The 25,641-nt window shown below is 63.9% G+C and carries 25 protein-coding genes; 9 read left to right on the top strand and 16 right to left on the bottom strand.

The genetic code is table 11. The features are described 5' to 3' along the window. From pqqD to BLT65_RS05875, 9 genes are all read right to left on the bottom strand, one after another. Positions 1–285 carry a pyrroloquinoline quinone biosynthesis peptide chaperone PqqD gene (gene pqqD / locus BLT65_RS05915; protein WP_007576895.1) on the bottom strand — a complete coding sequence of 95 codons (285 nt, stop codon included), beginning with the start codon at positions 283–285 and terminating at the stop codon, positions 1–3. Next, positions 282–989: a pyrroloquinoline-quinone synthase PqqC gene (gene pqqC, locus BLT65_RS05910; RefSeq protein ID WP_091776162.1), complete on the bottom strand. Its 708-nt coding sequence runs from the start codon at positions 987–989 to the stop codon at positions 282–284. The genes pqqD and pqqC overlap by 4 nt, the downstream gene beginning before the upstream one ends. A gap of 51 nt (positions 990–1,040) precedes the next feature. Beyond that, a complete protein-coding gene (gene pqqB, locus BLT65_RS05905) occupies positions 1,041–1,961 on the bottom strand; it encodes a pyrroloquinoline quinone biosynthesis protein PqqB (RefSeq protein WP_091775868.1) in 921 nt (306 codons plus the stop codon). A 70-nt stretch (positions 1,962–2,031) separates the two neighbouring features. Further along, the gene (locus BLT65_RS05900) at positions 2,032–2,598 is read right to left on the bottom strand and encodes a cytochrome b (protein WP_091776159.1); all 567 of its coding nucleotides are present in this window, start codon (positions 2,596–2,598) and stop codon (positions 2,032–2,034) included. Between the two features lie 14 nt (positions 2,599–2,612). Beyond that, complete coding sequence (locus tag BLT65_RS05895) at positions 2,613–3,482, bottom strand: formylmethanofuran dehydrogenase subunit C (RefSeq protein ID WP_091775865.1); 870 nt, start codon at positions 3,480–3,482, stop codon at positions 2,613–2,615. Next, a complete protein-coding gene (gene fhcD, locus BLT65_RS05890; RefSeq protein WP_091775862.1) occupies positions 3,479–4,435 on the bottom strand; it encodes a formylmethanofuran--tetrahydromethanopterin N-formyltransferase in 957 nt (318 codons plus the stop codon). The genes BLT65_RS05895 and fhcD overlap by 4 nt, the downstream gene beginning before the upstream one ends. A gap of 13 nt (positions 4,436–4,448) precedes the next feature. Further along, positions 4,449–6,149, bottom strand: coding sequence for a formylmethanofuran dehydrogenase subunit A (locus BLT65_RS05885; protein ID WP_091775858.1), 1,701 nt, complete (start codon positions 6,147–6,149; stop codon positions 4,449–4,451). Continuing rightward, a complete protein-coding gene (locus BLT65_RS05880; RefSeq protein WP_143036484.1) occupies positions 6,146–7,534 on the bottom strand; it encodes a molybdopterin-binding domain-containing protein in 1,389 nt (462 codons plus the stop codon). Before BLT65_RS05880 ends, BLT65_RS05885 begins: the two co-directional genes overlap by 4 nt. A 292-nt stretch (positions 7,535–7,826) precedes the next feature. Further along, complete coding sequence (locus BLT65_RS05875) at positions 7,827–8,603, bottom strand: HisA/HisF-related TIM barrel protein (protein ID WP_091775854.1); 777 nt, start codon at positions 8,601–8,603, stop codon at positions 7,827–7,829. A gap of 16 nt (positions 8,604–8,619) precedes the next feature. Between BLT65_RS05875 and BLT65_RS05870 the strand changes: the two genes are divergently transcribed. The 3 genes from BLT65_RS05870 (at position 8,620) to BLT65_RS05860 (ending at position 11,536) form a co-directional block, all read left to right on the top strand. Then, positions 8,620–9,678 (top strand): ATP-grasp domain-containing protein, encoded by a 1,059-nt coding sequence (locus tag BLT65_RS05870; protein WP_091775851.1) that lies wholly within the window; start codon positions 8,620–8,622, stop codon positions 9,676–9,678. Next, positions 9,675–10,781, top strand: a complete 1,107-nt coding sequence (locus BLT65_RS05865) for a hydantoinase/oxoprolinase family protein (protein ID WP_091775848.1) — start codon at positions 9,675–9,677, stop codon at positions 10,779–10,781. The genes BLT65_RS05870 and BLT65_RS05865 overlap by 4 nt, the downstream gene beginning before the upstream one ends. 164 nt (positions 10,782–10,945) lie before the next feature. Then, on the top strand, positions 10,946–11,536 hold the full coding sequence (locus BLT65_RS05860) for an amino acid kinase family protein (protein WP_091775845.1): 591 nt from the start codon (positions 10,946–10,948) through the stop codon (positions 11,534–11,536). 19 nt (positions 11,537–11,555) lie between these two features. On the opposite strand, the gene BLT65_RS05855 is transcribed toward BLT65_RS05860, so the two are convergent. The 3 genes from BLT65_RS05855 to pqqA form a co-directional block, all read right to left on the bottom strand. Further along, entirely contained in the window at positions 11,556–12,263 is a 708-nt protein-coding gene (locus BLT65_RS05855; protein WP_091775841.1) for a (5-formylfuran-3-yl)methyl phosphate synthase, read from the bottom strand. Positions 12,264–12,274: 11 nt separating this feature from the next. Further along, the gene (locus tag BLT65_RS05850) at positions 12,275–12,877 is read right to left on the bottom strand and encodes a DUF447 domain-containing protein (protein ID WP_091776153.1); all 603 of its coding nucleotides are present in this window, start codon (positions 12,875–12,877) and stop codon (positions 12,275–12,277) included. Between the two features lie 934 nt (positions 12,878–13,811). After that, complete coding sequence (gene pqqA / locus BLT65_RS05845; protein ID WP_007576927.1) at positions 13,812–13,886, bottom strand: pyrroloquinoline quinone precursor peptide PqqA; 75 nt, start codon at positions 13,884–13,886, stop codon at positions 13,812–13,814. 405 nt (positions 13,887–14,291) lie between these two features. Here pqqA and BLT65_RS05840 point away from each other — a divergent pair, with 405 nt between their 5' ends. The 5 genes from BLT65_RS05840 to BLT65_RS05820 are packed head-to-tail and all read left to right on the top strand — an operon-like array spanning position 14,292 to position 19,273. Then, positions 14,292–15,785, top strand: a complete 1,494-nt coding sequence (locus BLT65_RS05840; protein ID WP_091775838.1) for a form I ribulose bisphosphate carboxylase large subunit — start codon at positions 14,292–14,294, stop codon at positions 15,783–15,785. A gap of 44 nt (positions 15,786–15,829) precedes the next feature. Beyond that, positions 15,830–16,231: a ribulose bisphosphate carboxylase small subunit gene (locus BLT65_RS05835; RefSeq protein WP_042317272.1), complete on the top strand. Its 402-nt coding sequence runs from the start codon at positions 15,830–15,832 to the stop codon at positions 16,229–16,231. Positions 16,232–16,281: 50 nt separating this feature from the next. Further along, complete coding sequence (cbbX, locus tag BLT65_RS05830; RefSeq protein WP_091775835.1) at positions 16,282–17,253, top strand: CbbX protein; 972 nt, start codon at positions 16,282–16,284, stop codon at positions 17,251–17,253. Between the two features lie 9 nt (positions 17,254–17,262). After that, positions 17,263–18,372, top strand: a complete 1,110-nt coding sequence (locus tag BLT65_RS05825; RefSeq protein ID WP_091775832.1) for a class 1 fructose-bisphosphatase — start codon at positions 17,263–17,265, stop codon at positions 18,370–18,372. A gap of 28 nt (positions 18,373–18,400) precedes the next feature. Continuing rightward, a complete protein-coding gene (locus tag BLT65_RS05820; protein ID WP_007576939.1) occupies positions 18,401–19,273 on the top strand; it encodes a phosphoribulokinase in 873 nt (290 codons plus the stop codon). Positions 19,274–20,168: 895 nt separating this feature from the next. Here the strand turns inward: BLT65_RS05820 and BLT65_RS05815 are convergent. Genes BLT65_RS05815 through BLT65_RS05805 form a run of 3 tightly spaced genes read right to left on the bottom strand, consistent with a single transcriptional unit; the run spans position 20,169 to position 24,282 of the window. Next, positions 20,169–21,557, bottom strand: a complete 1,389-nt coding sequence (locus BLT65_RS05815; RefSeq protein WP_091775829.1) for a DUF6513 domain-containing protein — start codon at positions 21,555–21,557, stop codon at positions 20,169–20,171. Further along, the gene (locus tag BLT65_RS05810) at positions 21,536–22,135 is read right to left on the bottom strand and encodes a flavoprotein (protein ID WP_042306272.1); all 600 of its coding nucleotides are present in this window, start codon (positions 22,133–22,135) and stop codon (positions 21,536–21,538) included. The genes BLT65_RS05815 and BLT65_RS05810 overlap by 22 nt, the downstream gene beginning before the upstream one ends. Before the next feature lie 29 nt (positions 22,136–22,164). Then, the gene (locus BLT65_RS05805; protein WP_091775825.1) at positions 22,165–24,282 is read right to left on the bottom strand and encodes a sigma-54-dependent Fis family transcriptional regulator; all 2,118 of its coding nucleotides are present in this window, start codon (positions 24,280–24,282) and stop codon (positions 22,165–22,167) included. 307 nt (positions 24,283–24,589) lie between these two features. Here BLT65_RS05805 and BLT65_RS05800 point away from each other — a divergent pair, with 307 nt between their 5' ends. After that, positions 24,590–25,060: a dihydroneopterin aldolase gene (locus tag BLT65_RS05800; protein ID WP_091775821.1), complete on the top strand. Its 471-nt coding sequence runs from the start codon at positions 24,590–24,592 to the stop codon at positions 25,058–25,060. 72 nt (positions 25,061–25,132) lie between these two features. Here the strand turns inward: BLT65_RS05800 and BLT65_RS05795 are convergent, their stop codons facing one another. Then, positions 25,133–25,546 (bottom strand): hypothetical protein, encoded by a 414-nt coding sequence (locus BLT65_RS05795; protein WP_042306274.1) that lies wholly within the window; start codon positions 25,544–25,546, stop codon positions 25,133–25,135. Between the last annotated feature and the right edge of the window lie 95 nt (positions 25,547–25,641).

Raw genomic sequence — 25,641 nt, 5'->3', positions numbered from 1 at the left:
TTACTCCAGCCAGCCACGCGAGCGCGCGTGGTCGACGAAGGCTTCGACTTCCGGCGTCAGTCCCGTCGCATTGAACGCCGCTTCCAGCTCCGCGACGAGCGTCGGGATGTCGCGCGTGCCGTCGCAACGCAACAGGATTTGCGCAGCGCTCTGATTCAGCTTCACCATGCCTTCGGGATACAGCAGCACATGCGCGTCCTGTGCCGGTTCCCATTGCAGGCGAAACAGGCTGTTCAGTTTCGGGCCGCGTTTTTCCGTGTCTTGCGCGTTGTCGTGAGTGTTCATGCCGGGAACGCCTTTTCGATCGCGTCAAGCATCGTCCAGAGAATGTCGAGCTTGAATTGCAGAATGTCGAGCGCGCGTTCCTGCTGCTCGCGCGTGCGGAAATGATCGAGCGTGACGGCAAGGCCATGCTCGACATCGCGTTGCGCGAGCGAGATGCGCGAACGGAAATACGCCAGGCCTTCGGGCTTGATCCACGGGTAATGCTCGGGCCACGTCGAAAGCCGGTCTTTGTGGATCTGCGGCGCGAAGATCTCCGTGAGCGACGAGCACACGGCTTCCTGCCACGGCGCGCGGCGCGCGAAGTTCACATAGGCGTCGACGGCAAAGCGCACGCCGGGCACCACATGTTCCAGCGACCACAATGCATCGCGTGACAACCCAACGGCATCGCCCAGTCGCGCCCACGTTTCGATACCGCCTTCATCCTCGCCATAGCCGTCGTGATCGAGAATGCGCAGCACCCAGCGGCGGCGCGTTTCGCGATCAGGACAGTTCGACAGGACGGCGGCATCTTTCAGCGGAATGTTGATCTGGTAATAGAAGCGATTCGCGACCCAGCCGCGAATCTGCTCGCGCGAGCATCCGCCGCTGTTCATCTTCACGTTGAACGGGTGATGGATGTGATACGCCTTTCCCTTCGCGCGCAACTGCGCTTCGAATTCTTCTCGGGTCCATGCCGGGCCGATGTCGCCTTTGAAACTCATCGATCGCGTCTCCGTATCAGTGGTCTGCTTTTGCGTTTGCATGTGCGCGGCTCATAGCTCGAACAGCATCCCGTCGTGCGCGACTTCGATGCCGTGCTGCGCCAGCGTGCGTCGCTCGGGGCCGTCGTCGATCAGGATCGGGTTCGTGTTGTTGATATGTATTAGCACCTTTCGCGCATTCGGCCTATCGAGCGAATCCAGCACTTCAATCATGCCGCCCGGACCCGTTTGCGCGAGATGGCCCATGTCGGCGGCTGTCTTTTTCGACAGGCCGAGTTCGATCATCTCGTCGCTGGTCCACAGCGTGCCGTCGACGAGCAGCAGATCGGCGCTGCGCATCGCATCGCGGATGTGCGGCTCGAGCACGCCGAGGCCGGGCGCATAGAACACGCGCTTGCCCGAACCGGGCGCCGTGATCAGCAGGCCGATGTTGTCGCCCCGCTGCGGCGCCGCGCGATGCGGCGAGTAGGGCGGCGCCTTGCTCGACAGCGGCAACGCCTCGATGCGCACGCCCGGCAAGGCGGCGATCTCGAACGGACCCGCATCGAGTGCAATGGTGTGGCGTTCGACGCCGCAGTAGTGCGACAGAATCGATACGACGGGAAAACCCGTCGACAGGTCTTGCCAGACGGCCTCCGTTGCATGCAGCGGCAGCGGCGCGCTGTTTTCGCGCAGCATCAGCAGGCCGGTTACGTGATCGATCTGCGCGTCCATCAGCAACACGGCTGCGATACCTGTGTCGCGCGCGTGGCGCGCGGGCTGCATTTCAGGGTTCGCAGCGATCTGCGCGAGGATATCGGGCGATGCGTTCACGAGCAGCCACGCAATGCCATCCACGCTCACCGCAATCGACGACTGCGTGCGCCGCCGCGCCGTGATCGTGCCCTTGCGTACACCATCGCAATTGCGGCAGTTGCAGTTCCATTGCGGAAAGCCGCCGCCCGCCGACGAACCGAGCACCTTGACCTTCATTGTCCCCTTGCTCCCGAAAGAACTCGCAAAAACGCCATTGAAACAGGCCTTGATTGATGAGCGCCGCGCATCACGGCAATATCCTGCGCAACAGTCCGTCGCGGTCGATCAACTGATGCTTCAGCGCGCCCGCCACATGCAACGCAATCAACGCAATGAAGATCCATGCGGTGATCTCATGAATGGTGAACCAGAAATGGCGCAACCCTTTGTCATCCCAGCCCCACTTCGGCAGCAGCAGTCCCCAGAAACGCGTGCCGTAGGTGTTGAACGACGAGCCCAGATAGCCCGTCACCGGCATCACGATCATTGCAGCGTATAAAAGAACCTGCGTAGCGCTCGCGGCGGCGCGTTGCCACGCTCGCATCGGCGGCAACGGCGGCCTGCCGGATACCATGACAACTCCGATGCGCATCAGCACCAGCAGGAAAATCGTCAAGCCAAGCGACTTGTGAAAGTTGATCAGCACGGCCTTGAACGGCAGGCCGCGCGGCAGTCCGACCATATAGAGGCCGATGCCGAGCATCGCGATGATGCAGACCGCGATCAGCCAATGCAGCACGATCAGCGCCATCGGGAAGCGCTCGGGCCTCTCTCTGCCGCTGCGCGCGATATCGGTCGAGCGTGTCGCGTTCATGTCGGTTCCCTCGATCATTCGCCGGCGACGATCAGCAGTTCGCCGCGTCCATCGACTGCAAGATCGCCCGCGTAGCGCTGCGGCGGCGTGCGGGCGTCGAGTGCTGCAAACGGCTTGAGGCGCTGCGCCATGGCGGTGCTTGCGGCAGACGCCGCATCGCATTCGGCCTTGAACGCTCGCGTGAACAGCGACCAGAACACGTCGAAGCCGCGGCCACCCGTCGTGAACGTGGGCGGGATGCGCTCAGGCCGTTGCAACATCAACAGCGTGCCGCGCCGCATGCCGTAACCATAGTGTGCGCCGACGCGGCCCGCAATGCCGATCGTCCCGGCGACGATCCGCGAGGCCGCGTAATCGCCCGCATCGCCGCCTATCAGTAACGTGCCGCGCCGCATCCGGTCGCCAAGGCGTGCGCCTGCATTGCCCGCTACGATTAGCGTGCCGCCTGTCATGCCTTCCATGCCGCCGGGCAGTGCGCCTGCTGCGAAGTCGCCGCAATTGCCCGCTACGACGAGCGTTCCACCGCGCATTTCGCAGCCTGCGAAATGGCCAGCGTCGCCGGCTATGTCGAGCGTGCCGCCCGTCATGCGCAAGCCTGCGTAATCGCCGGCGCTGCCGCTGATTTGTAGGCGGCCTGCGTCGAGTTGCGCACCAAGCCGGTCCAGCCAGCTTGCGTCGCCTTCGATCACAAGACGCGCATCGTCGCCACTCGTATCGACGGCTACGTCGAACAGATCGCCGATTACGCAAGCTTCGTTACCCGCGGGCAGCATCCGATGCGCAATCTCCGCGCCCGATAGCGCGGACAACGCGGACGGCAACAGTGGCGAGCCATCCACACGAAAACCCGGTGCGGCTTTCACGCGCAACGTGATCGTGCTCATGTCGCGCCGTCCGTGGTGTTTTTTGGGCGCTGCACAATGCCCGCGGCCAGTTCGCGCAGCTTGAAATGGTAGGGCCCGAGCTTGCCGCCATAGTTCCCAGCGGAAATACGCACCACACCCTTGCCCGCAGCAGAGGCCGCCTCGATGCCCGCCGTCATTGCTGCGCCGACGTCCGCATCCGTCAGTCCGTCGATCACGATCTCCAGCACGCAGCCGGTTTGCGCGTCGAGTTCGCTGCGCTGCGACAAACCGGTGAGCGTCGGGCAGAACGCGTCGTTGGTCGACGCGACGGCGCCTTTGTATTTCGAGCCGATCTTCGATCCCGAGCGCACGACACCGCCCGGAAACGGCGTAATCACGTTCGCAAGCCGATGCATCGCGGCGACGGCGGCTTCCGCGCCTGCGAGCGCGCTGTCCAGATCGCGCGCAAGCAGCAGCAGGTTGCCGCCACCGACGGCCTTGACCGTCTGCACCGATTCTTCGCAGACGAATTCGCCGTCCATCACGGGCACGCGCCAATAGCGCACACCGCCGAGCATTTTCGATATCTGCCAGCCGTCGCCAAAGAAACGCAGCGACCCGCCAAGCGGCGCGACATCGGACAACGGCGCGCGCGTCGTCGCGGGATCGATGCCGTTGTAGACGGCCGTGGTCGGGCAGGTCAGCACGCATTGCCCGACGCGCCGCGCGATCTGCTTCACCAGTTCCTTCGACGACACCGCAAAAATCAGCACCGAAATGCCGGGACGTCCATCGGGCGTCGCGTCTGGGGCGATCTCGTGCTCGATGCCCGCCTCGCAGCCGCAGTCGATCACCGACGTCGCGAAACCCGTCAGCGAATCGGCTGCCGCGCGCGCCCAGCGCGGCGTGTGCGCGGTGATGACGAGGCGCGTCGCCTTCATCGGGAAGGCTTCCGCGAAGGTGTCGTCGATCAGGGTGTCGTTGATCTGCATCGCGCGTCCGCCTTCATGCTCGCGCGAGGCACGCGACGGGCAACAGGCGTCCGCCGCGGCAGCATGCGCAAATTTCGTCGTCGCTGATCGCGGCGTGCGCGAAGTTCGTGGCCAGGTTCGCTTCGCTGTACTGGCGCAAGGTCTTTTCGATGCTCCTGTCGTAGTCGGGCGAGACGAAGTGGATGCCGCCCGTCGGCGTCGACACGAGGTTGCCGTCGCGCGCGACCAGTTCGCCGTCCTTGAACACATAAGCGGGCGAGGTGAACATCCGCTCGCGGTCCGCGTCGTCGCGATACACGGCGATGTCGGCAGCGGCGCCCGGCGCCAGATGGCCGCGATCCTTAAGTCCGAGCAGGCGCGCGGGGCCGGCGCGCGTGATGATCGCGATGTCGTATAGCGAGAACTCGCGCTTGAGTTCCGGCAGCGCGCTCGCGACCTTCGCTTCCGGATGCAGCCGGTCGATCTGCGCGTCGCGGAACGGCTTGTCCATCAGCAGGCGAATCAGATGCGGATAGCTCGTGAACGGGCCACCGTTCGGATGATCGGTCGTCATCGACACGCGCCACGGGTCGTCCACCAGCAGGAAGATTTCGAGGCCGATGATCCATTGCAGCGCATTCACATAGCTTTGCTCGCGATAGCGGAACGGCACGATGCCGCATCCCGCATCGCATTCGATATCGCCGACGATCCACTTGTGCGGCCGCGCGAGCGGCGCGTTCTTGAACTGCATCATCGTGTCGCCAGAAGCGGTTACGGTTTGCCCGAAGATGATCTGCCCAACGTCGATCGACACATTCGGCCGAGCGTTGACGGCATCGGCAATCGCACGCGCACCCGACGAAAACTTGCGCGGGCCTTCCGTGCCATAACTATGAAACTGGATGTGCGTGAGATGAATGGGCAGGCCGTCGGCGGCGTCCATTGTGGCGATCGTCGAGTCGATATTGCCAGGCACGCCGAGGTTGCTCGCATGCACATGCAACGGATGCGGCACGCGCAACTCGGTCAACGCGCGCGTGAGCGTGCGCAACACGTCGCGCGGCGTGATGCCGTAATGCGCGTGCGCTTCGTCGACATCGAGCGAACGCTGGTTGAACTTGAACGCCGAGATGCCACCAGGATTGACCACCTTCACGCCGAGCGCGCGGCTCGCGTGCATCGTCCAGCCGACGTAGTCGCGCACGCGCTCGAAGTCGTCTTTCGCGGCGAGCATCTGCAACAGCAGTTCGTCGTTGCCGAGCATTACGTAGGCGCCATGATCGATGATCGGCGTGTCGCCCATTTCCAGATGCGCGTGACGCGCGTTCGACGCGATCATCGCCGGCTCGAAGGCCGCCGTGTAGCCCATTTCCGCGTAACGGTAGCCGGTGGCGAGCGTGCCCGGCGTGCAGATGCCGCACGACGGCATGCGCAGATAGCGGCCCCGTTCGTCCTGCACGGCTTCGTACGATGCATCGCGCGGCGCGTCGTCGCGATGATCTTCGGGCAACAGCAGCCGCGACAGGTTCGTCTTGCCGCCGCCGATGTGCGAATGCAGGTCGATGCCGCCCGCCATCACGATCATGCCTTGCGCGTCATAGTCGCGATCGACGGCGCCGCCCGGGGGCGCATCGACGATGCGGCCATCGCGGATATAGACGTCGCGCTGCTCGCCGTCGACGCCGTTCGCGGGATCGTAGACGCGGCCGCCTCTGAGTCGCGCGATGCTCATGCCGGGCTCCGTGTCTGCGCGGCGCGCGTCGCGAGCGCGTCGGCTAGATGCGTCGCGATGGATGCAACCGTTGGCAGCGCAACATGCCGCGCCGCATGCAGTGGCACGACGACGGACGTATCGACGCGAAACAGGTGGCCATCGCTGTCGATGGCGGGCGTCGCGATGGGAATGAAGATCGTCTTCGCGCTGCGCGTTTGCTGCGCGAGCGCGGACCCGAGCGCAGGCGTGCCGAGCACGATCAAAGGCGTGTTCGCGTCGAGCGTCGACGGCGGCGGATGCGGGTCGAAGCTCGCCGTCCACAGCAACGCATCCGCTTCGCCCGCAGCGAGCAGACGGTCGGTGCGATAGCGATACGGATCGTGGTCGAGCGGCGGCGTGCCCGGTGGCCGGTCGGGCTTCGACACGCGCGTGCGCAAAGGAAAGCCCGACAGCCACGTGATCGTCTGGTTGACGCTTAGCACGCCGTCCGCGCCGCCGAGCGTCAGCACGCCCGCGCGGCTCGTGCGGTTGATCGACTTGACGATCCGGTGCAGCGCTTCGATCAGCAGCGCTGCGTGCGGGTGAGGCAGCGCAGCCGGCTCGATCACGAACGCCGTGTAATGCGCTTCGGCGATGCGCGCCATCAACGAAGCGAGCGCCGTCGCGATGCCCTTGGCGTCATTGAGTGATTCGGGTTTGCGGCCTTCGGCAATCGCCGACCAGAGCGCGAGCACGTCGTGCGGCGAAGCGTCGGCGAGTATCGAAGCGGTGCGCGCGTCGCTGGCCTGACTGGCGGCGGGATCAGTGTCGCAACAGACGAAGCGGATTTCGCGCTGCATCGACGTGCCGCTCGCAATGCGCTCGTAAAAGCGCGGATGCCGGGCAGCAGGTTCGCATGAGAAAACCACCAGCAGATCGGCGCGCGAGCGCACTTCGGACAAGGTCGTGAAGAACGCGCCGCGATCCTGCAGCGCGAGCGTCGAGGCGCTCAGCGCGTCGCCATGCAGCGAATCGAGAATCGCGCCACAGCCGGCAGCGAGCGCATAGAGCGCGCGTGCGCCAGCGATATCCGTTCCGCAACCGCCGAAGAGCGGCCGGCGCGCCTGCGCGAGCACGGCGGCGGCGGCATCGAGTGCGATATCGAGCGAGACGGGGGAGCCGTCGATGCCAGGCGAGCAGACGTTGTCGCTCGCGTCATGGCGGGTCAATGCATCGGCGAGCCGCGCGCATTGCGTGTCGGGCGCGGCGAGCGTCTGAGCACCGGAGAGATGGGCTTCGATGTCGTCGCACAGCAGCGGGCAGAACGGGCAGGTCCAGTCGTGGGTTGTCGAAACGGATGGCAATGGCCCATCGGCGGCCGATGTCGCGTTGACATGCGTGACGGGGGACGTGGACTCGTGCATAAGACCCCGACCAGCAAGGTCCGTGCCGATTTCGCTGTTGCCGCGTGGCAGCCTTGCGCCAGCACGGTCGGCGGCATTTCGATGTGAGCGCGCGGCAAACGACTCGCTGCGTCGAACGTGAACACCTCATGAGCGGCCCGATACGTCTCGCCGCGCGACAGGCCACGCGCAGAACAGTATGTGCTTCGCGCTGCAACAGTGTGTCACTTGAGGACAGTGCGCGGCCCACTGTGCATGCGAGCCGCGCCGTTGCTGCAGCGCGGATCGCGTGGCATGGATATTGTTTCGCGGATCAGGTCGCAGCGTCTGAGCGCGTCGTGTCCGTGGTGCGAAGCCTGCCGTCGTGAAGCGCCGATGCGATGAGCCATGCATGCGCGCCGCTGCGTGCCGCTGCATCGAGATCGTCGCGATGGCGGATGCCGCCGGCGCCGATGATCGAACGCTGGCCCGCCTGCGCCTGGATCAGGTTGAACGTATCGAGGTCAGGGCCGGCGTCGGCGCCGACCTGATCGAGCGTCATCACGATCACGCGCGACGGCCACGACGCAGGAGAGCGTAGTGCCTGCGCGAGTTCGGGGGCCGCGATCAGCTGACGGCCGCGATGATCGAGCGACAGGATGGGCGCATAGCCGGCCGCTTCGGCTTTGCGCAGCGCGTCGAGCGAGTGCAGCGATTCGGAGCCGAACACGGGCACGATGCGCGCGTGTGCGGAGCCGGTTGCAGCGGCGATGCGCGACAGATGGGCAAGCATCGACGGGAAGTCGGCGAAGCCCGCGTCGAGCCAGATTTCGAACGGGCCGCCGTGTGGCTCGAAATGCGCATGCGAATGCGTGAGGCTCGCGGCGAGCGCGGCCAGCGTCGACGGATGGGCTTCGCGCGACATGATCGCGCCGAGATCCGCGACGTATAGCGCAGGCGCGGCTGTCGCGGCAACGAGCGCGCGGGCGACGGCAAGCGGTTCGCTCGTTGCGCACAGCGATGACTGGATGGGCCGATAGTTCGCGCGGGCGCCGCGTATCGCGCGCACCGCGTGGCCGTCGAGCAGATCGAGAACCGGGATCACCTGCATGCGGAGACGTTCCTTGATGAAGCTCTGGGTTTATGAGTATCTCACTGGCGGCGGCATCGACGCGCAACTCGCGGGCAGCAGCAGTCTCGCGGATCTGAGCGCGCTGGTCGTGGAAGGGCGCGTGATGCGCGATGCGATTGTCGGCGATCTGCTGCAGCTCGACGGTGTGCAGGTCAGCTTTGCGAGTTCGCGCTTCGAGCATGTCGATGAAGGCGTTGCGCATTGCCGCGCGAAGCCGGGCGAATCGATGCTGGAGTTCGTCTCGCGTGCCGCGCGCGAGCACGACTACGCGTGGATCGTCGCGCCCGAATGTGATGGCCTGATGCTCGATCTCGCCGACGCCGTCGGTCCCGCGCGCTGGATCGGCTGCACGAAGGAAGCGATCGCGCTCGCGTCGAGCAAGCGCGCGACGGCGGCACGGCTCGCGTCGTGCGGTATTGCGGTGACGCCTGCGCTCGAACCGGCGCAGGTCGATCCGCGCACGCAGCAACGCTGGGTCGTCAAGCCCGACGACGGCGCGGGCGGACTCGATACGTTCGTGTTCGACGACGCCGACGCGGTACGCGCCGAATATGCGGCGCGGCGCGCGGCAGACCGTGAAACGGTGTTGCAGGCGTGGGTGGACGGCGACGCGCTGAGCCTGTCGCTGATCTGCGATCAAGCGGGCGCGACGTTCGTCAGCATCAACCGGCAGCGGATCGACGTGGCGGCGCCCGTGGCGGGCCATGCGGGACAGGTGGTCGGCTTCGACGGCGTGGATATCGACCGCATTGATCGCGACAGCGCGCAAGGCCGCACGCTCGACGCGCTCGCGCAGCAGGTCGCGGCGTCGCTGCCCGGCTTGCGCGGGTTTGCCGGTATCGATGTCGTGTGGCATCCGGCGCGCGGCCCGGTCGTGATCGAGGTGAATCCGCGCGCGACCGTCGCGTATGCCGGATTGTCCGCGCGGCTCGGACGCAATCTCGCTGCCGACGTGCTTGCGGCGCACGGTCTGCAGGTCGCGCCGCGCGCGCGTGATTCGGAGTCCGGCGGCGCGACGGGAGCGAAGCTGTCCGCTTTCGGAGCGGGATCATGAGCGCGTCCGTGTCCACGTCATCAATTGCCGGGCCTGCCGTTTTCGGCTGGGACGTCGGCGGCGCGCACGTGAAGGTGTCGCGCGTCGACGCGGACGGTGTCGTCACCGATATCGCGCAATGGGCGTGTCCGCTGTGGCAAGGGCTCGACCATCTGCATCGCGCGATCGATTCGGCGGCTGAGCGCTGGCCCGAGCTTGGTCATGCACAGGCGCGCCACGCGGTCACGATGACGGGCGAAATGGTCGATCTGTTCGCCGACCGCGAGCATGGCGTGCGCGCGCTCGTCGATGCGCTGGCCACGCGGCTCGGTGCCGATACGGCGTTTTTCGCAGGCGCTTCCGGCTGGCTGGATGCCGCGCAGAGCATCGCGCAATGGCGGGCCGTCGCGTCGGCGAACTGGCTCGCGACGGCGCAGCATGTCGCGACCCGTATGCGCGATTGCGTGCTGATCGATATCGGCAGCACGACGACGGACATCGTGCCCGTTGCCGACGCGCGTATCGCGGCACGCGGCGTCAGCGACGCAACGCGGCTCGTGACGGGCGAACTCGCGTATCACGGCGTGGTGCGCACGCCGTTGTGCGGCATCGCGCATCGGATCGCGTTTCGCGGCGAGACGGCGGGCGTGATGAACGAGTGGTTCGCAACGAGCGCCGACATTTACCGGCTGACGGGCGAGCTATGGCCGCCGCACGACCAGCATGCGAGCGCCGACAACGGACCGAAGACGATCGCGGCAAGCTGCGCGCGGCTCGCGAGAACGATCGGCCGCGATGCGGGCGACGCCACGGAAGACGAATGGCGCGAGTTCGCGCACACATGGCGCGATGCGCAATTGCGTGCGATCGGCGCGAGCTTCGAGCAGGTGTGCGCGGCGCATCCGACGCTGGCGCGTGCGCCCGTCGTGGGCGCGGGTTGCGGGCGCTTTCTGGCGGCGGCGCTGGCGAAGGCCCACGCGCGCGATTACGTGGATTTCGGCACGTTTGCGCAGATAGCGGGCAACGCGCCAGCGGATGCCGCCGAATGGATCGCGACGTGCGCGCCGAGCGTGGCCGTCGCATGGTTGATGACGGCGAGGAGGCGGGAACGGCGCGCCGCATGAAGCGGCCGGCAACGGGCCTGTGACGCGCGAGGCGCAGCACCATCGATGCGTGCGCGGTGCGGGCAGCGCAGACTCGCGATGGGGCGGCGAGCGCAGGGCGGACGCGGACCGGGCGGGCCGTCGGGTATGCCGCCGTGAGGTCGAACGAGAGCGAGGTAACGGACATGTGGGTGGTGAAGATCGGGGGCAGCCTGAGTCACGACCCGTCGCTGCGGGACTGGCTCACGCAGTTGTGGGAGGTTGGCGGCGGGCGCGTGGTGATCGTGCCGGGCGGTGGGGATTTTGCGGACAGCGTGCGCGTGTATCAGCAGGAATGGCAATTCGACGATCTCGCCGCCCACAACATGTGCCTGCTCGCGATGACGCAGTACGCGCTGATGATGCAGGCCGTGCTGCCCGACCTGGTGCTTGCGACCAACGAGGAACTGATCCGGCGCGCGCTGCGCAAGGGCAAGGTTGCCGTGTGGATGCCTGTGAGCCTGATGCGCGTCACGCCCAACGCGATGACCAACTGGGACACGACCTCCGACAGCCTTGCCGCGTGGCTGTCGACGTCGCTGAACGCCGAGCGTCTGATGGTCGTGAAGTCGTGCCCGGTCGGCGCGAACGTACCGCTTGGGACGCTCGCGTCGAATGGCGTGATTGACGCGAGCTTCGTCCACTACGTGAAAGAGGCGAATTACGAAGTCGAGCTGTTCAGCAAGACGGATGTCGCGCTGGTGCGCGAGCGGCTGTTGAATGCATCGGCCGTGTGAGCGCGCGATGGCGCGCTTTTTACGCTGCGGCCGTCGACGCGACGGCGGCAGCGTGATGCAACGCGTCGGCCCATTGCGCGACGCGGCGCGGATCGAGGCGCGAGGTGCGGCCGTTCTCGCATAGCGCGGTGCGAAAGCCGGCGACATCGGGTGCGAGCGAGCGAATCGCGTCGAGTTGCGTCCAGCCGAGCGATCCGGCGATGCACGCCATTGCGCCCGACGCACGAATCGTCGCGATGTAGCGGGCGAGCGTTGCGCGGTCGATGCAATCGAGCAGCGTGCGGCCCGACTTGCCTGCCGTATCGAACACGACGCCTGCGAAGCCGAGCGAGACGGCATGTTCGACGAGTTCTGCATCGACACCGTCGTCGCACAACAGCACGGGCAACACATTGGCGTGCAAGCCAGCGATGCGTGTGAGGCACTCGCGCGCATGCGGTCCCGGAACGACGCCCACTTTGACGAAATCCACGCCTGTCTCGCCGACTTCATCGACGCGTGCTGCGATGGCGTCGAGCGCATCGGGCGGCAGGTCGCCGATCGTCGCGCTGATGGGTTTCACCGGGTAGCGCGAGCGCAGCGTGCGCGCGATGCGCCAGATGTTGTCGATCGACACGCCGCCGAGCGCGCCTTCGAGGGGTTCCTTCAGATCGATGAGGTCGGCGCCGGCGCCGGCTGCGTCGAACGCTTCTTCCGCCGAGCGGACGCTTGCGAGCAATGCGGTCATCTAACTCTCCGTCAGGACGAGTGCGGTGCGGTTTTTTTGTCGGCTGCGTCGCCGGTTGTGCGGAAGCGTTCTACTGCTGCTGTGATCCATTGCCATGCGATGAGTTCGTCGGGGCCGGCGGTTTTGTCGATGGCGATTTGAAGGTAGGCCATTTCGCGGTCGATCTTGTCGGCGGGCAGCATGAAAAGCCGGCTCACGAGGATTGCGCCTTCTATTACCGCCGCCTGGGCGCGGTTGAAGCCTGTGAACGGGGCGTGGGTTTCCGTATGCACGCAGCGCATGTGCAGGACGGGACGCTGGGGGTCGTCTTCTGTGAAGTGGTCGAGGGTTAGCTCGGTGTGGGCTAGTGATTCTTTCAGCCTGAGGCTGGGGACTTGGGTCGCAGGGCTTGTCGGCCAGTCGCGTTGGGTGCCGGTTACGCAGCCGGCGAAGATGCGGACGTCGGTCGTGAAGTTGATTACCGCTGCGCGGGTGGCTAACACGTTGTCCAGGGTTTTCGATGGCCTGAAAGGGGCCAGGATCGTCAGGCCGTTTTCGTCGTGACGGATGCCCATCGGGGCGGTGTGGGCGACACCGTCGCTCGTGCATGTTGTGATGATGGTTTCGTGGATCATCATTTGGGTTTTTTGCCTTTGGCGGCAAGCGGTTTCGTGGTTTGTTTGTTCTTGCCGTGGTGTTCGCGTTCCTTGCTGGTTCTTTTGGCTTTGCGATGGCATCCGGTTTGGTTTTTTGGGCGTTTGCGCTGGCATCCGCGATTTGTTAGCGTGCTTCAAGCGTCGCCCCTGTGCGGGGCGGCACCTACTTTTCTTTGCCGCCGCAAAGAAAAGTAGGCAAAAGAAAGCGGCTAACACCGCCAATTCTAGTTCCTGCCTGAGGGACCCCAACCGGTCCCACACTTCACACGGCAATCACGTGACCCATGTTTGTTGCCAACGCTCCGAATTAACGCCTCACCCGCTTCACGCACCCGCGTCGCAGCAGGCCGTGCCAGACATTCCTCCGCCGCCCAGGTGGCAAACTGTGTGTAGGCTTTCGCGCCATAGGCGCATCACTCCGGACGGGGAAGCAAGACTGGTGTTTCTGGTAAGAGCACTAACCTGTACGGTACGACAACCTACACACAGTTTGCCACCTGGGCGGCACAAACCATTCGCTGCCGCCAGCTCTTGTGCGGGTATCTGAAGTGGGTGAGGCATCGATTCGAAACGTTGGCAACGAACGCGAACAGAAATGTTGCCGTCTGAAGCGTAAGACCGGTTGGGGGCCCTCAGGCAAGAAGAAATGTTGGCGGTGTTAGCCGCTTTCTTTTGCCTACTTTTCTTTGCGGCGGCAAAGAAAAGTAGGTGCCGCCCCGCACAGGGGCAACGCGTGAAGCACGAAGGCATAGCGCGGATGCCAGCGAAAAGCCAAACACACCGACCAGCAACACCTACGCCGCGAAAGCAAAAAACCGAACCAAAAAACCAAACCCGCTTGCGGCATCGCACAAAAAACAAACGGGGCCGGCCCGGCAAAAACCTCACCGAAACCAGCCCCGCACGGGCCACTTCACCTTGTGGCGATATACATCGTAATTTCAAACCCGAAACGCATGTCGGTATATCCAGGGGTAGTCCACTGCATGTTCGTCCTCCTTTAGCGATTGAAGAAAACAAAACGGCGGTCCCATTGCGAAAGACGCCCGCGTGCGTACACGCAGCACACCAAATCGCCTCGGCCCATGTTGCTGACGCAACTGTCGTACCAGTTACAGCCCTACGGGGAAGGGCGCGCCGTTTACGCGCCTTACTGTAGCGGAACCGCAGCAAAGTGTTCCACGAGCCGATAACCCATTGTGGACGCATTTCACGCTCCATGCACGCGTGTTAACGGATCACTTAAGCCTGCTGAAAAAAATCGTGAATTCACTTCATCCGGCCCGAAGCCTACATTGACCTCCAAGGCCGGCGACTTTCGATGCACGCCAGCTCCCACCCCCAGGCGTGCGCAGCATCAGAGGCGCGCCGCGATCCATATCGAGGCAGCGCGATGAACGATTTCAGCAAGGAAGCCGTGAAGCCCGCAGGCAGCGAAAGCACCCAACAACGCTCGCGCTATTCGGCGGGTGTCCTCAAATATCGCGAGATGGGCTACTGGCAGCCCGACTACACGCCAAAAGACACCGACATCATCGCGTTGTTCCGCATCACGCCACAGCCCGGCGTCGAGCCGGAAGAAGCCGCCGCCGCCGTGGCGGGTGAATCGTCGACGGCCACCTGGACCGTCGTCTGGACCGACCGCTTGACCGCGTGCGACATGTACCGCGCAAAAGCGTTTCGCGTCGACCCCGTGCCCAACGCCAGCGAGAGCGAGCCGCAGTACTTCGCGTTCATCGCCTATGACCTCGATCTGTTCGAGGAAGGATCGGTCGCGAACCTGACGGCCTCGATCATCGGCAACGTGTTCGGCTTCAAGCCCCTGAAAGCGCTGCGGCTCGAAGACATGCGCATTCCCGTCGCGTATCTGAAGACCTTTCAGGGCCCACCGACAGGCATCGTCGTCGAACGCGAACGGCTCGACAAATACGGACGTCCGCTGCTCGGCGCAACCGTCAAGCCGAAGCTCGGGCTGTCGGGTAAGAACTACGGACGCGTCGTGTACGAAGGCCTCAAGGGTGGCCTCGACTTTCTGAAGGACGACGAAAACATCAACTCGCAGCCCTTCATGCACTGGCGCGACCGCTATCTGTTCGCGATGGAAGCGGTGGCCCGCGCGCAAGCCGAGACGGGTGAACTGAAGGGCCATTACCTGAACGTGACGGCAGGCACGATGGAGGACATGTACGAGCGCGCCGAATTCGCAAAGGAACTCGGCTCGTGCATCGTCATGATCGATCTGGTGATCGGCTGGACGGCCATTACGTCGATGGGACGCTGGGCGCGCAAGAACGACATGATCCTGCATCTGCATCGCGCCGGGCATGGCACGTACACGCGGCAGCGCAATCACGGCATTTCGTTTCGCGTGATCGCGAAGTGGCTGCGCATGGCGGGCGTCGATCATGCGCATGCGGGCACGGCCGTCGGCAAGCTCGATGGCGATCCGCTGTCGGTGCAGGGTTACTACAACGTGCTGCGCGAATCGCACAACCCCGTCGATCTCACGCGCGGTCTCTATTTCGATCAGCCGTGGGCGGGCTTGCGCAAGGTGATGCCCGTCGCGTCGGGTGGCATTCACGCGGGCCAGATGCATCAGTTGCTCGATCTGTTCGGCGACGACGCGATCCTACAGTTCGGCGGCGGCACGATCGGCCATCCGTCCGGGATTCAGGCGGGCGCGACGGCGAACCGCGTCGCGCTCGAAACGATGGTCAAGGCGCGCAACGAAGGCCGTGACATCGCCAACGAAGGCCCCGATCTGCTCGAAGCGGCCGCGCGTCACTGCACGCCGCTCAAGCAGGCGCTCGATACATGGGGCGACATCACGTTCAACTACACGCCGACCGATACACCCGATTTCGCCGTCACGCCGAGCGTGGCCTGAGCCATCGAGCGCCGTACCCGTCGAATCCGAACAAGGAGCCAGCCATGCGTATCACCCAGGGAACGTTTTCTTTCCTGCCCGACCTGACCGACGACGAAATCCGCATGCAGATCCAGTACGCGCTGAGCCAGGGCTGGTCGTGCTCGGTCGAATTCACCGACGATCCGCATCCGCGCAACACGTACTGGGAAATGTGGGGCCTTCCGATGTTCGATCTGCGCGATGCAGCGGGCGTGATGATGGAAGTGACGCGGTGCCGCGAAGCGTATCCGCAGCACTACATCAAGGTGAATGCGTTCGATTCGGTGCGTGGCTTCGAGACGATGCGGCTATCGTTCATCGTGAACCGGCCGGATGTCGAACCGACCTTCGTGCTGGGACGTCAGGAAGACCGCTCGCGTGTGCAGCGCTATTCGCTCACTACGGTGCGCGCCGCGCCACGCTAGCGGCGGCACGGCGGTCTAGCGAACCAGAACACGAACAGGGAGACATCGTCATGAACGCCGTCGTAACGGAGCCACTGGCGCAAAACGAAACGCAAGCGCCGCGCGTCGATCTGCTCGCGCTCTTTCGCGAGTCGGGCATCGCCGATGTGCTCGACGAACTCGACCGCGATCTGGTTGGCCTCGCACCTGTGAAGACGCGCATCCGCGAAATCGCCGCGCAACTGCTGGTGGGCCGCGCGCGTGAGGCGCTCGGCATCGAGAGTGGCGCGCCGACGCTGCACATGTGCTTCAGCGGCAATCCCGGCACGGGCAAGACGACCGTCGCGCTGCGCATGGCGGACGTGCTGTTCCGGCTCGGCTATATCCGGCGCAATCATCTGGTTTCGGTGACGCGCGACGATCTCGTCGGCCAGTACATCGGCCACACCGCGCCGAAAACACGCGAAGTACTCAAGCGCGCGATGGGCGGCGTGCTGTTCATCGACGAAGCGTATTACCTGTATCGCCCGGAAAACGAGCGCGATTACGGCCAGGAGTCGATCGAAATCCTGCTCCAGACGATGGAGAACCAGCGCAACGATCTCGTCGTGATTCTGGCCGGCTACGCCGCGCGGATGGACACCTTCTTTCGCAGCAATCCGGGCTTTCGCTCGCGGATTGCGCATCATCTGTCGTTTCCCGACTATGCACCCGACGAACTGCTGCTGATCGCCGAGCGCATGCTCGACACGATGCACTACCGGTTCGACGCCGACGCGCGCCGCGCTTTCGAGGACTACCTCGCGCGGCGCGTGCGTCAGCCGAACTTCGCGAACGCGCGCTCGGTGCGCAACGCGCTCGACCGCGCGCGCCTGCGCCAGGCCAATCGGCTGTTCGCACACGCGCTGGGCGGCGGCGCGAGCGCCGACCCCGCCGCGCTGACGCTGCTGAGCGCCGCCGATATCCGCGCGAGCAGCGTGTTCTCCGAATCAGGCGGCGCCGGGACGGAACCCGGCGCCGCGCCAGAATTCCCCACTTCGTAGGAGAGCATCATGCGTCACGCAAACATTACGCTCACGAGGTTCCTGGCCGGCGACGCGGATCACCTGATGTCGACGCGGCCGCCTACCGCGTTGCAGGTCGTGCTGCATGACGTCGCGGCATCGGTGAAGACCATCGGCGCGGCGCTTGCGCGCGGCACACTGGGCGACAGCGCACAGGCGGATTCGGTGGCGGGCGGCGCGGTGCTCGCGTATTCCACGCGACGCCGCAAGCTGGCCGAGGCGGCAGTGCGCAACGGGCGTGCCGATCATGTGGACAATGCGGCGACGCCCGAGTACCAGCTTGCATTCGATCCGCTGAACTGCCCGTGGAATGCGGACATCAACGGCACGGCGGGTTCGATCTTTTCGGTGATGCGCGTGCAGTCGCAAGGCAGCGATGTGAATGGCGGTGACGCGCGAGCCGAAGCCTACGGCGAACTCGACTGCGAATCCTATGGCGAGGCCTACGGCGCGCCGCTCCTTCAACCTGGCCGCGAACAGGCGGCAGCGGGCTACACGATCTACGGCCCGGCGACGATGCTCGTCATCACGCTCGGCGAGGGCACGCACGGCTTCACACTCGACGGCCAGACGGACGAGTTCATGCTCACGCATCCATCGATCCGCATTCCGGAAGAGACGGGCGAGATTGCCGTCGACGCATCCAACGAGCGCTTCTGGGAGCCGCCCGTGCGCCGCTACGTACACGAGTGCCGCGAAGGCCGCGCGGGCTGCCGCGAGCGCGATTTCAGCCTGCGCTGGAGCGACGCGCTGGTGCCCGAAGTGCATCGCATCCTGATGCGCGGCGGCCTGTTCCTGATGCCGCGCGACTACCGGACGCGCTCGGCGATGCGCGGCCGGCTGTCCGCCGTCTACGATGCGAGCCCGCTTGGTTTTCTGGTCGAGCAGGCGGGCGGCATGGCGACGACGGGCCGCGAGCGCGTGCTCGACGGCGCGCCGCGCACGTTCCATGAGCGCATGCCGCTGATACTTGGCTCATCGAACGAAGTGACGCGGATTGGCCGGTATCACCGCGAGCACGATCTTGGTATCGACATGCCTTTCACGTCGCCGCTTTTTCGTGAGCGCTCGTTGTTCCTTCCGGAAACCTCGGTCTGACTCTTGACCTGTAACAAGGAGACTGCGCATGTCAGTCAGACATCCGATCGTTGCCGTAACGGGGTCGAGCGGCGCGGGCACGACCACCGTCATGAGGAGCTTCACGCACATTTTTCGCAGGGAGAAGATCAATGCGCAGATTGTCGAAGGCGATGCGTTCCATCGGTACGACCGGCTCGGCATGCGCGAGGCGCTGCGGCAGAGCGAGCGGGACGGCGTGCGCAACTTCAGCCACTTCGGGCCCGATGCGAATCTGCTCGAAGAGTTGGAGCAGCTGTTCGCGAGCTACGGGAACTCGGGCGGGGGGAAGTTCCGGCGCTACGTGCATGATGAGGCGGACGCCGTGGTGTACAAGCAGGACCCGGGGACTTTTACGCCATGGGAGGATATTTCGCCGGGCACGGACATGATGTTTTACGAAGGGCTTCATGGTGCGGCCGTGACCAGCAAGGTCGACATCGCACAGCATGCGGATCTGCTCGTCGGTGTTGTGCCGATCATAAATCTGGAGTGGATCCAAAAGCTGCATCGTGACCAGACGCTGCGCGGTTATTCACATGAGGCTGTCGTTGATACGATTTTGCGGCGGATGCCGGATTATGTGAATTACATCTGTCCGCAATTTTCGCGTACGCATGTCAATTTTCAACGTGTTCCCACTGTTGATACTTCTAATCCTTTTACTGCTCGGGAGATTCCTCAGCCTGATGAGAGTTTTGTCGTTATTCGGTTCTCTAAGCCTAAAGGTATCGACTTTCCTTATCTGCTTACGATGCTGCATGACTCTTTTATGTCGCGGCCTAATGTTATTGTTGTGCCTGGCGGCAAGATGGGGCTTGCCATGCAGTTGATTTTTACGCCTATGATTTTGCAGTTGAGGGATAGGAAGTCACGTGCGTGACCGGGCTTTGGGTTTGGTTTTTTTGCCTCTGCGCTGGCATCCGCGCTTAGCGCTTCGCGGCGCGGGTGTTGGTTTCGGTTTACTTGTGTTTGCGCTGGCATCCGCGTTTTGTTAGCTTGCTTCACGCGTCGCCCCTGTGCGGGGCGGCACCTACTTTTCTTTGCCGCCGCAAAGAAAAGTAGGCAAAAGAAAGCGGCTAACACCGCCAGTTCTAGTGCTTGCCTGAGGGCCCCCAAAGGGTCTTACGCTTCACACGGCAGTGCCCTGATTGGTGCTCGATGCTAACGCTTTGAATGAGCGCCTCACCCGCTTCGAATACCCGTACTCGGGCCAGCGGCAGCGAATGGTATGTGCCGCCCAGGTGGCAAACTGTGTGTAGGTTGTCGCGTCGTTTAGCCTGGCGCTCTTACAGGGTGGAGCGTTCGCGATCGGGTCCGAAGTGAGGCGCGCGAGGCACTACGACCTACACACAGTTTGCCACCTGGGCGGCCGTGGAATATCTGGCACAGCGTGCCGCAACGCGGGCGCGTGAAGCGGGTGAGGCGCACCGCAAGAGCACTGGCAACGAACGCGAACAGAAATGCTGCCGTGTGAAGTGTAAGACCCTTTGGGGGCCCTCAGGCAGGCACAAGACTTGGCGGTGTTAGCCGCTTTCTTTTGCCTACTTTTCTTTGCGGCGGCAAAGAAAAGTAGGTGCCGCCCCGCACAGGGGCGACGCTTGAAGCACGAAGGCATATCGCGGATGCCATCGCAGAGGCAAGCACACAACAGCAACGCCCGCGCCGCGAAGGCGCCAAGCGAATGCCCGCACAGGGGCGACGCGTGAAGCACGAAGGCATAGCGCGGATGCCAGCGCAAAGTCTGAAAAACCAAAACCAAAACCAAAACCAAACCGTTATTTCGAACGTTTCCCCTTCGTCGTGCCAGGGGCACACCAGACCTCCAGGTCTTCAGCGCTACGCTCAACCTGACATCCCCAATCCAGAACCTGATCCTGATCAAATCGTTTGCCCAAATGCCAGGCAATCTCAGCCCGTGCAGTCTGCACGCCCATATAGAAAGCATGCCCGCCATCATTCTCGAGCTTCAGATACGGATACAACGCAAAGGGATCAACTTCAACCACATGCAGATCACGGTTATAAACATGAATCCCATCCGTAGTGACCTGAACACGAAAATTCGGATCCCGCACCTGTGCAGCAAACGCAGCGATCTCATCAGCGTCATAGGGAAAAGGCCGCTTGGCATGCAACGCAGACAGGTCAGAATTAATCCCTTTAGGCAGCACCTGCGCCTCAAAAGCCGCATGCATGACACGCCGAGCGACATCAGCCTCACGCACAGCACGCCGCGCATGCAGGCTAACGGAAGTGGTCAACACGGCAGAGACACGCAACTCAGCAGCAATACCAAGCAGCACTGCATTAATGCCACTAGTATCAGCTTCAGTCAGCTCAGTAAGATTCCCAACACCAAGCATGATGGCAACATCGGGATACCGCTCCCGCAACGCGACATACCGCGCAATGGAAGCAGCAAAGCCAAACGGAATCGGATCAAGAATAGGATCAGCCAAAAACGACCTACCACGCGCAACGAGCGCATCAATCGCCTGATGCAAAGAAGCCATATCATGCGGCTCGCGCGCAACGACAACCGGCGTCGACGGTACTTCATCAGCGACCCACAACGTGTCCACGTTGAGACTCATCAGATAATCGGCTCCCGCGCGCCCGCCGCGCAGAAGTTCATCCGTCACCATCGAATCAACGCTCACACGATACCCGCCAGCCTTGAGCATCCGCACAGCATCCTCGAGATGCGGAAACGGCGTATCAGGCAGACAGCCGACGTCAATCACATCCGCACCTTGCTCCGCATAATGCTTAGCCCGCGCCGCGATCCCCTCGAGATCGAGTCTCGGCGCATCGACGATCTCCGCAAAAATCTCCGTCGAGTAACGCGACAGATCGAACTTCCGCGCGGCCTGCCCGAAATGCAGTGGCAAGTCCTTCGCCTCCTCAGGACCGCGTTCAACAGGCAAGCCGAAATGCTCGCTCAACGCAGCAAGATCACCCCGACAGCGCCCCGGCACAATCATCCGATCCGCGCGCAGCGGCAACGTCACCCGCCGCCGGATCATATCGGCCGTCATCAGCGCGGCAACCTGCAAGCCGATCTCGCGCACTTCCCACGTGAACGGCGCGTTCGCCATGCCCTCCAGCACCTGCACGACGCTTTTCTCGGCGAGCCTGCCAGTCAGGAAGACGATGTGTTCCATGCGAGCCCGAGGTTCGATAGCCGTTCGCTCAATGCCGCGCGCAATTCGTCGAGCGAGCGCGCGACGGTCGTGTATTCGATGCGTGCCAGCCGTTCGACATTCTCCAGCTCGATCGCGCGCGGACGCACTTCGACCCATTCGTGCGGGCTCTGCGTGATGACGCTCGGCTCGGTGTCGCACGCGAAAACGATGCCGGGCACACATTGCTTGCCCGCCTGCGCATAGAGATTGGTCGGCAGCGTGTCGGAGATGCCGAACGCGCATTTGGCAACCGTGTTGCTGGTCGCAGGCGCAATCACGACAGTGTGATAAAGGCCCTCGTACAGCATGCCGACGGGCACGCTGCTCGCGCTGTTGTCGCGCAACACGCGAAAATGCTCGCGCAGCTTCGGCACGGGCCAGCCGTAAAGCGGCAACACTTCTTCGCCAGCGGCGGACAGAAACAGATCGGCGCCCGGCAGCGCAAGCGCGATGTCGATCGATTCTTCCAGCATGTGTCCCGAGCCCGTGATGCACCACGCGAAGCGCGCGTCGGGGCGAAAAACGCCAGGGCGGCGGGCGGGCGTCGGTGCGCTCATGCGTAGGTCATCTACGAATCATGTGTGAGTCACTTGCCACACGCGTCGTCGACGGATGCCTGTGCGGCGTCGTGCGACAGCCGGATGTGCAGTCTGTGCATCTTCCGGTACAAGGTGTTGCGGCTGATGCCGAGCGTCTTCGCGACGTTGCTCACGTTCCAGCGATGCTCGTCGAGCATCGCGAGCACCGTTTCGCGCTCCTTGACCTGGATCGCGTTGAGTGCCGACAGATCGGCCTCGTCGTCGAACGCCGCCGCCGCTGCGTTTGCCTGCTGCGCCAGCGGTCCCGCCGCCGAAGCGCGTGCGGGCGAGCCGCCCGTGCTACGCGTCTCATCGACGATTTCCGCCGGCAGATGCGCGCAGCGTATTTCCGGTCCGTCGCACAGCGCGATCGCCATTTGCAGCACGTGCCGCAACTGGCGGATGTTGCCGGGCCACGCGTAGTTCGCGAGCGCTTGCCGCGCTTCGGCGCTGAGTTCAGGCGGATCTTCGGCTTCGCTTTCGAGGATGTGCTGCACGAGCGGCAGCAGATCGGCGCGCTCGCATAGCGGCGGCAGGTTGATCTCGATGCCGTTGAGCCGGTAGTACAGGTCTTCGCGGAACAGGCCGCGCTGCACGAGATCGAGCAGGTTGCGGTGGCTCGCGCTGATCAGCTGGAAATCGACCTTGATCGTGGTTTCAGCGCCAAGCGGCGTGACCTCGCGTTCTTCGATCACGCGCAGCAGCCGCGCCTGCAAGGCCATCGGCATGTCGCCGATTTCATCGAGGAACAGCGTGCCGTTGTTCGCCTGCACGATCTTGCCGCGCCGTCCTTCGCGCTGCGCGCCCGTGAACGCACCGGCGCGATAGCCGAACAGCTCGCTTTCGATCAGCGTCTCGGGCAGCGACGCGCAGTTCACCGCGACGAACGCGCCCGCCGCGTTCGGACTGATGCTATGCAGCGCGTTCGCGAACACTTCCTTGCCCGTGCCCGTCTGGCCTCTGAGGATGATCGGGATTTTCCGCTGGATCACGCGCGCGGCCAGCTGGCTCTGCGCGGCCATACGCGGATCGCCGAATTCCAGATGCGAGAGCTTGTCGAGCCCGGCCGCTGCCGGCTTTGCCTCGCGCGTTTCGCGTGGGCTTTTGACGCGCGCAGTGGCATTGCGGTTGATCGACACGTCGCTCCACTGTCCGCGCGCGCTCGTCGCCACCTGATTCGCGTTGCCGAACGACGTCGCGTCGCGCGGCGTCTGCGCGATCACGAAGAAGCGGTTGCTGGCGTGTGCGCTGTACACGGTGATCGGATGGAACGAGCCGCGAATGCTGCGCGCGATCATGTCTTCGAGCGTCGCGCTGAACGCTTCTTCGATGCGCTTGCCGCACAACTGGTCGGGCGAGCGCAGATCAAGCTGGAACAACGCGCTGCGATTGGCGGCGAGCACGATGCCGTCGTCGTCGACAGCGAGCTTGCCGGCATGCAGCGTGCCGACGAATTCGGGGCGGCTATGGAAGTGGACCGTGTTGGCGCGCCGGTAGCGCGAGTCGATCAGCCGGTTCTCGATCATCTGCCGCGACATGCCGACGAGCACGAGCGAATGCTGCTGCAGCATCCGCGAGCGGCTCGTCACGTCGAGCACGCCGACTATCGCGCCGCGTTCGTCGAAGATCGGCGCGGCCGAGCAGGTGAGGGACATGTAGCGCGGATAGAAATGCTCATGCTGATAGATCGCGAGACATTCGCGCTCCGTCAGGCACGTGCCCATGCCGTTCGTACCCGCTTCCTGCTCGCTCCACACGGCGCCGGGACGCAGGCCATCGGCGGCGACGGCCTCGCCGAACGGCACCGACGAAACCTGATGAACGATTACACCGTTTGCATCGACGAGTATCACCGCAAGTTCGGGGTCGGCGAGTTGCTGATAGAGCGTGGTCATTTCCAGCTTCGAGCAGGCGATCAGATCGCCCGCCGCCTCGCGCCGCACGTTCAGTTCGTGCTGCGTCAGCACGGGTGGCAGCACGAAACGTCCGGGGTCCAGGCCGAACTCGACCAGACAGCGCGTCCACGATTGCGCGACGGAATGGCTCATCGAACACGATGCGGGCTGGTTGTTGACGATGTTCAGTACATCCCGGACATGCGAATCGATGTCAACGAGCGATGACATTAGGGGCGTCTCCGATGCGTTCGGCTCGGTGTCCATCCAGTTGCCGATGGGCCCGGCCTGCGCTGTATGTAAGTGTTTCCCCGTGTGCTTCCCGATGTGCCGCGCATCTGTCGCGCGCGTGGCAGAACAGCTGATATGTCGTTTGAATCCGTTCCAGAGCACTCAGCAAACACTGTACAACTCGTGTCGCGATACATCAATAAATAGTCGTACGAGTGTAGGCGAGTGCGCCTGCTTTTTGCTTCGCATCGTCAGATTGCCGCAAAAACCGATGCGCTGCTCGCGCGCCCCAATGTGGAGCCCCTACATGGACCGTTTCAACCCAGGAAGCAGTCCCATCCATTTTACTGTCGTGCTGCCGTCGAGCGCGCGCCCCACGCGGGAGCCGGTGGAGCAGGCGCAGCATGCCGCCGCGCTCGATATCGTGTACATCGAGGGCTTCGTCGCGCAGACGGTGATCGGCATCGACGCCGGCGAACTGCACGAGCCCCAGCCCGTGCAACTCGATCTTGCAATCGGCGTGCCGTCGCTGCGCGCCTGCGAGACGGACCGGATCGACGACACGATCAATTACGCTGCCGTGCGCGCCGAGCTGCACACGCTGCTCGCGACACATAAGGTGCAGCTGCTCGAAGCGCTGGCCGAGCAGGTTGCCCGCCTGTTGATCGACAGATTCGGCGCTCAGTGGGTGCGCGTCAAGTTGTGCAAACCCGCAAAGTTCGACGACGTCGCCGCTGTCGGCGTGATCATCGAGCGGCAGCGCGAGCGCTTTGCCTGAGACGCGCGTGTATCCCGCGGGCCCGTCGGGCTGACATGTGTACGTCAGCGCGGCAGGCCTGGTTGGCAGGCTTTACTTCGCCGCGGACGGCGTGGCTTTCGCGAGCCCGCACGCCTGATACGACTCTTGCTGCAACGCACGATACTTCTTTGTTTGCGCGCGCGCCCGGTCGACGCGGAATTCATTGCCGCCTTCGCCGCCGAGTGTCGCGTACTTCGCGAATGTCATCTGCTCGACGTAATCGTCATACGGTAGGGCGGCCGCAATCCTGTCGATTACGCACGAGCACTTGTAGACATTGGCGAAATCGTGGCCATTGTCGTCCATGCAGCCGAGCACGTATTCGACACGGCCTTGTGTCGGGTAGTCGTAGCCGCTGGCGGGGGCCTTGTCGCCGGCGGGATCGGCCGCCAGTGCGGCAAGCGGAAGCACTGCAACGCACGCGAACGCCGCGACAGCGAGGCGCGCGCGACAACGTGAGGTCATGTGGAAGCCTTTGACGTAGGGTTCTGCATCCATCGGTTAAACACGCGCGGCGCAACGCGCGGCGGACCTTTGCGGCCCGCCGCGCGTTGCGCGCG

It is taken from the genome of Paraburkholderia steynii (assembly GCF_900100565.1).
Taxonomy (GTDB): domain Bacteria; phylum Pseudomonadota; class Gammaproteobacteria; order Burkholderiales; family Burkholderiaceae; genus Paraburkholderia; species Paraburkholderia terrae.
This window is presented reverse-complemented; position numbering and strand designations above follow the sequence as displayed.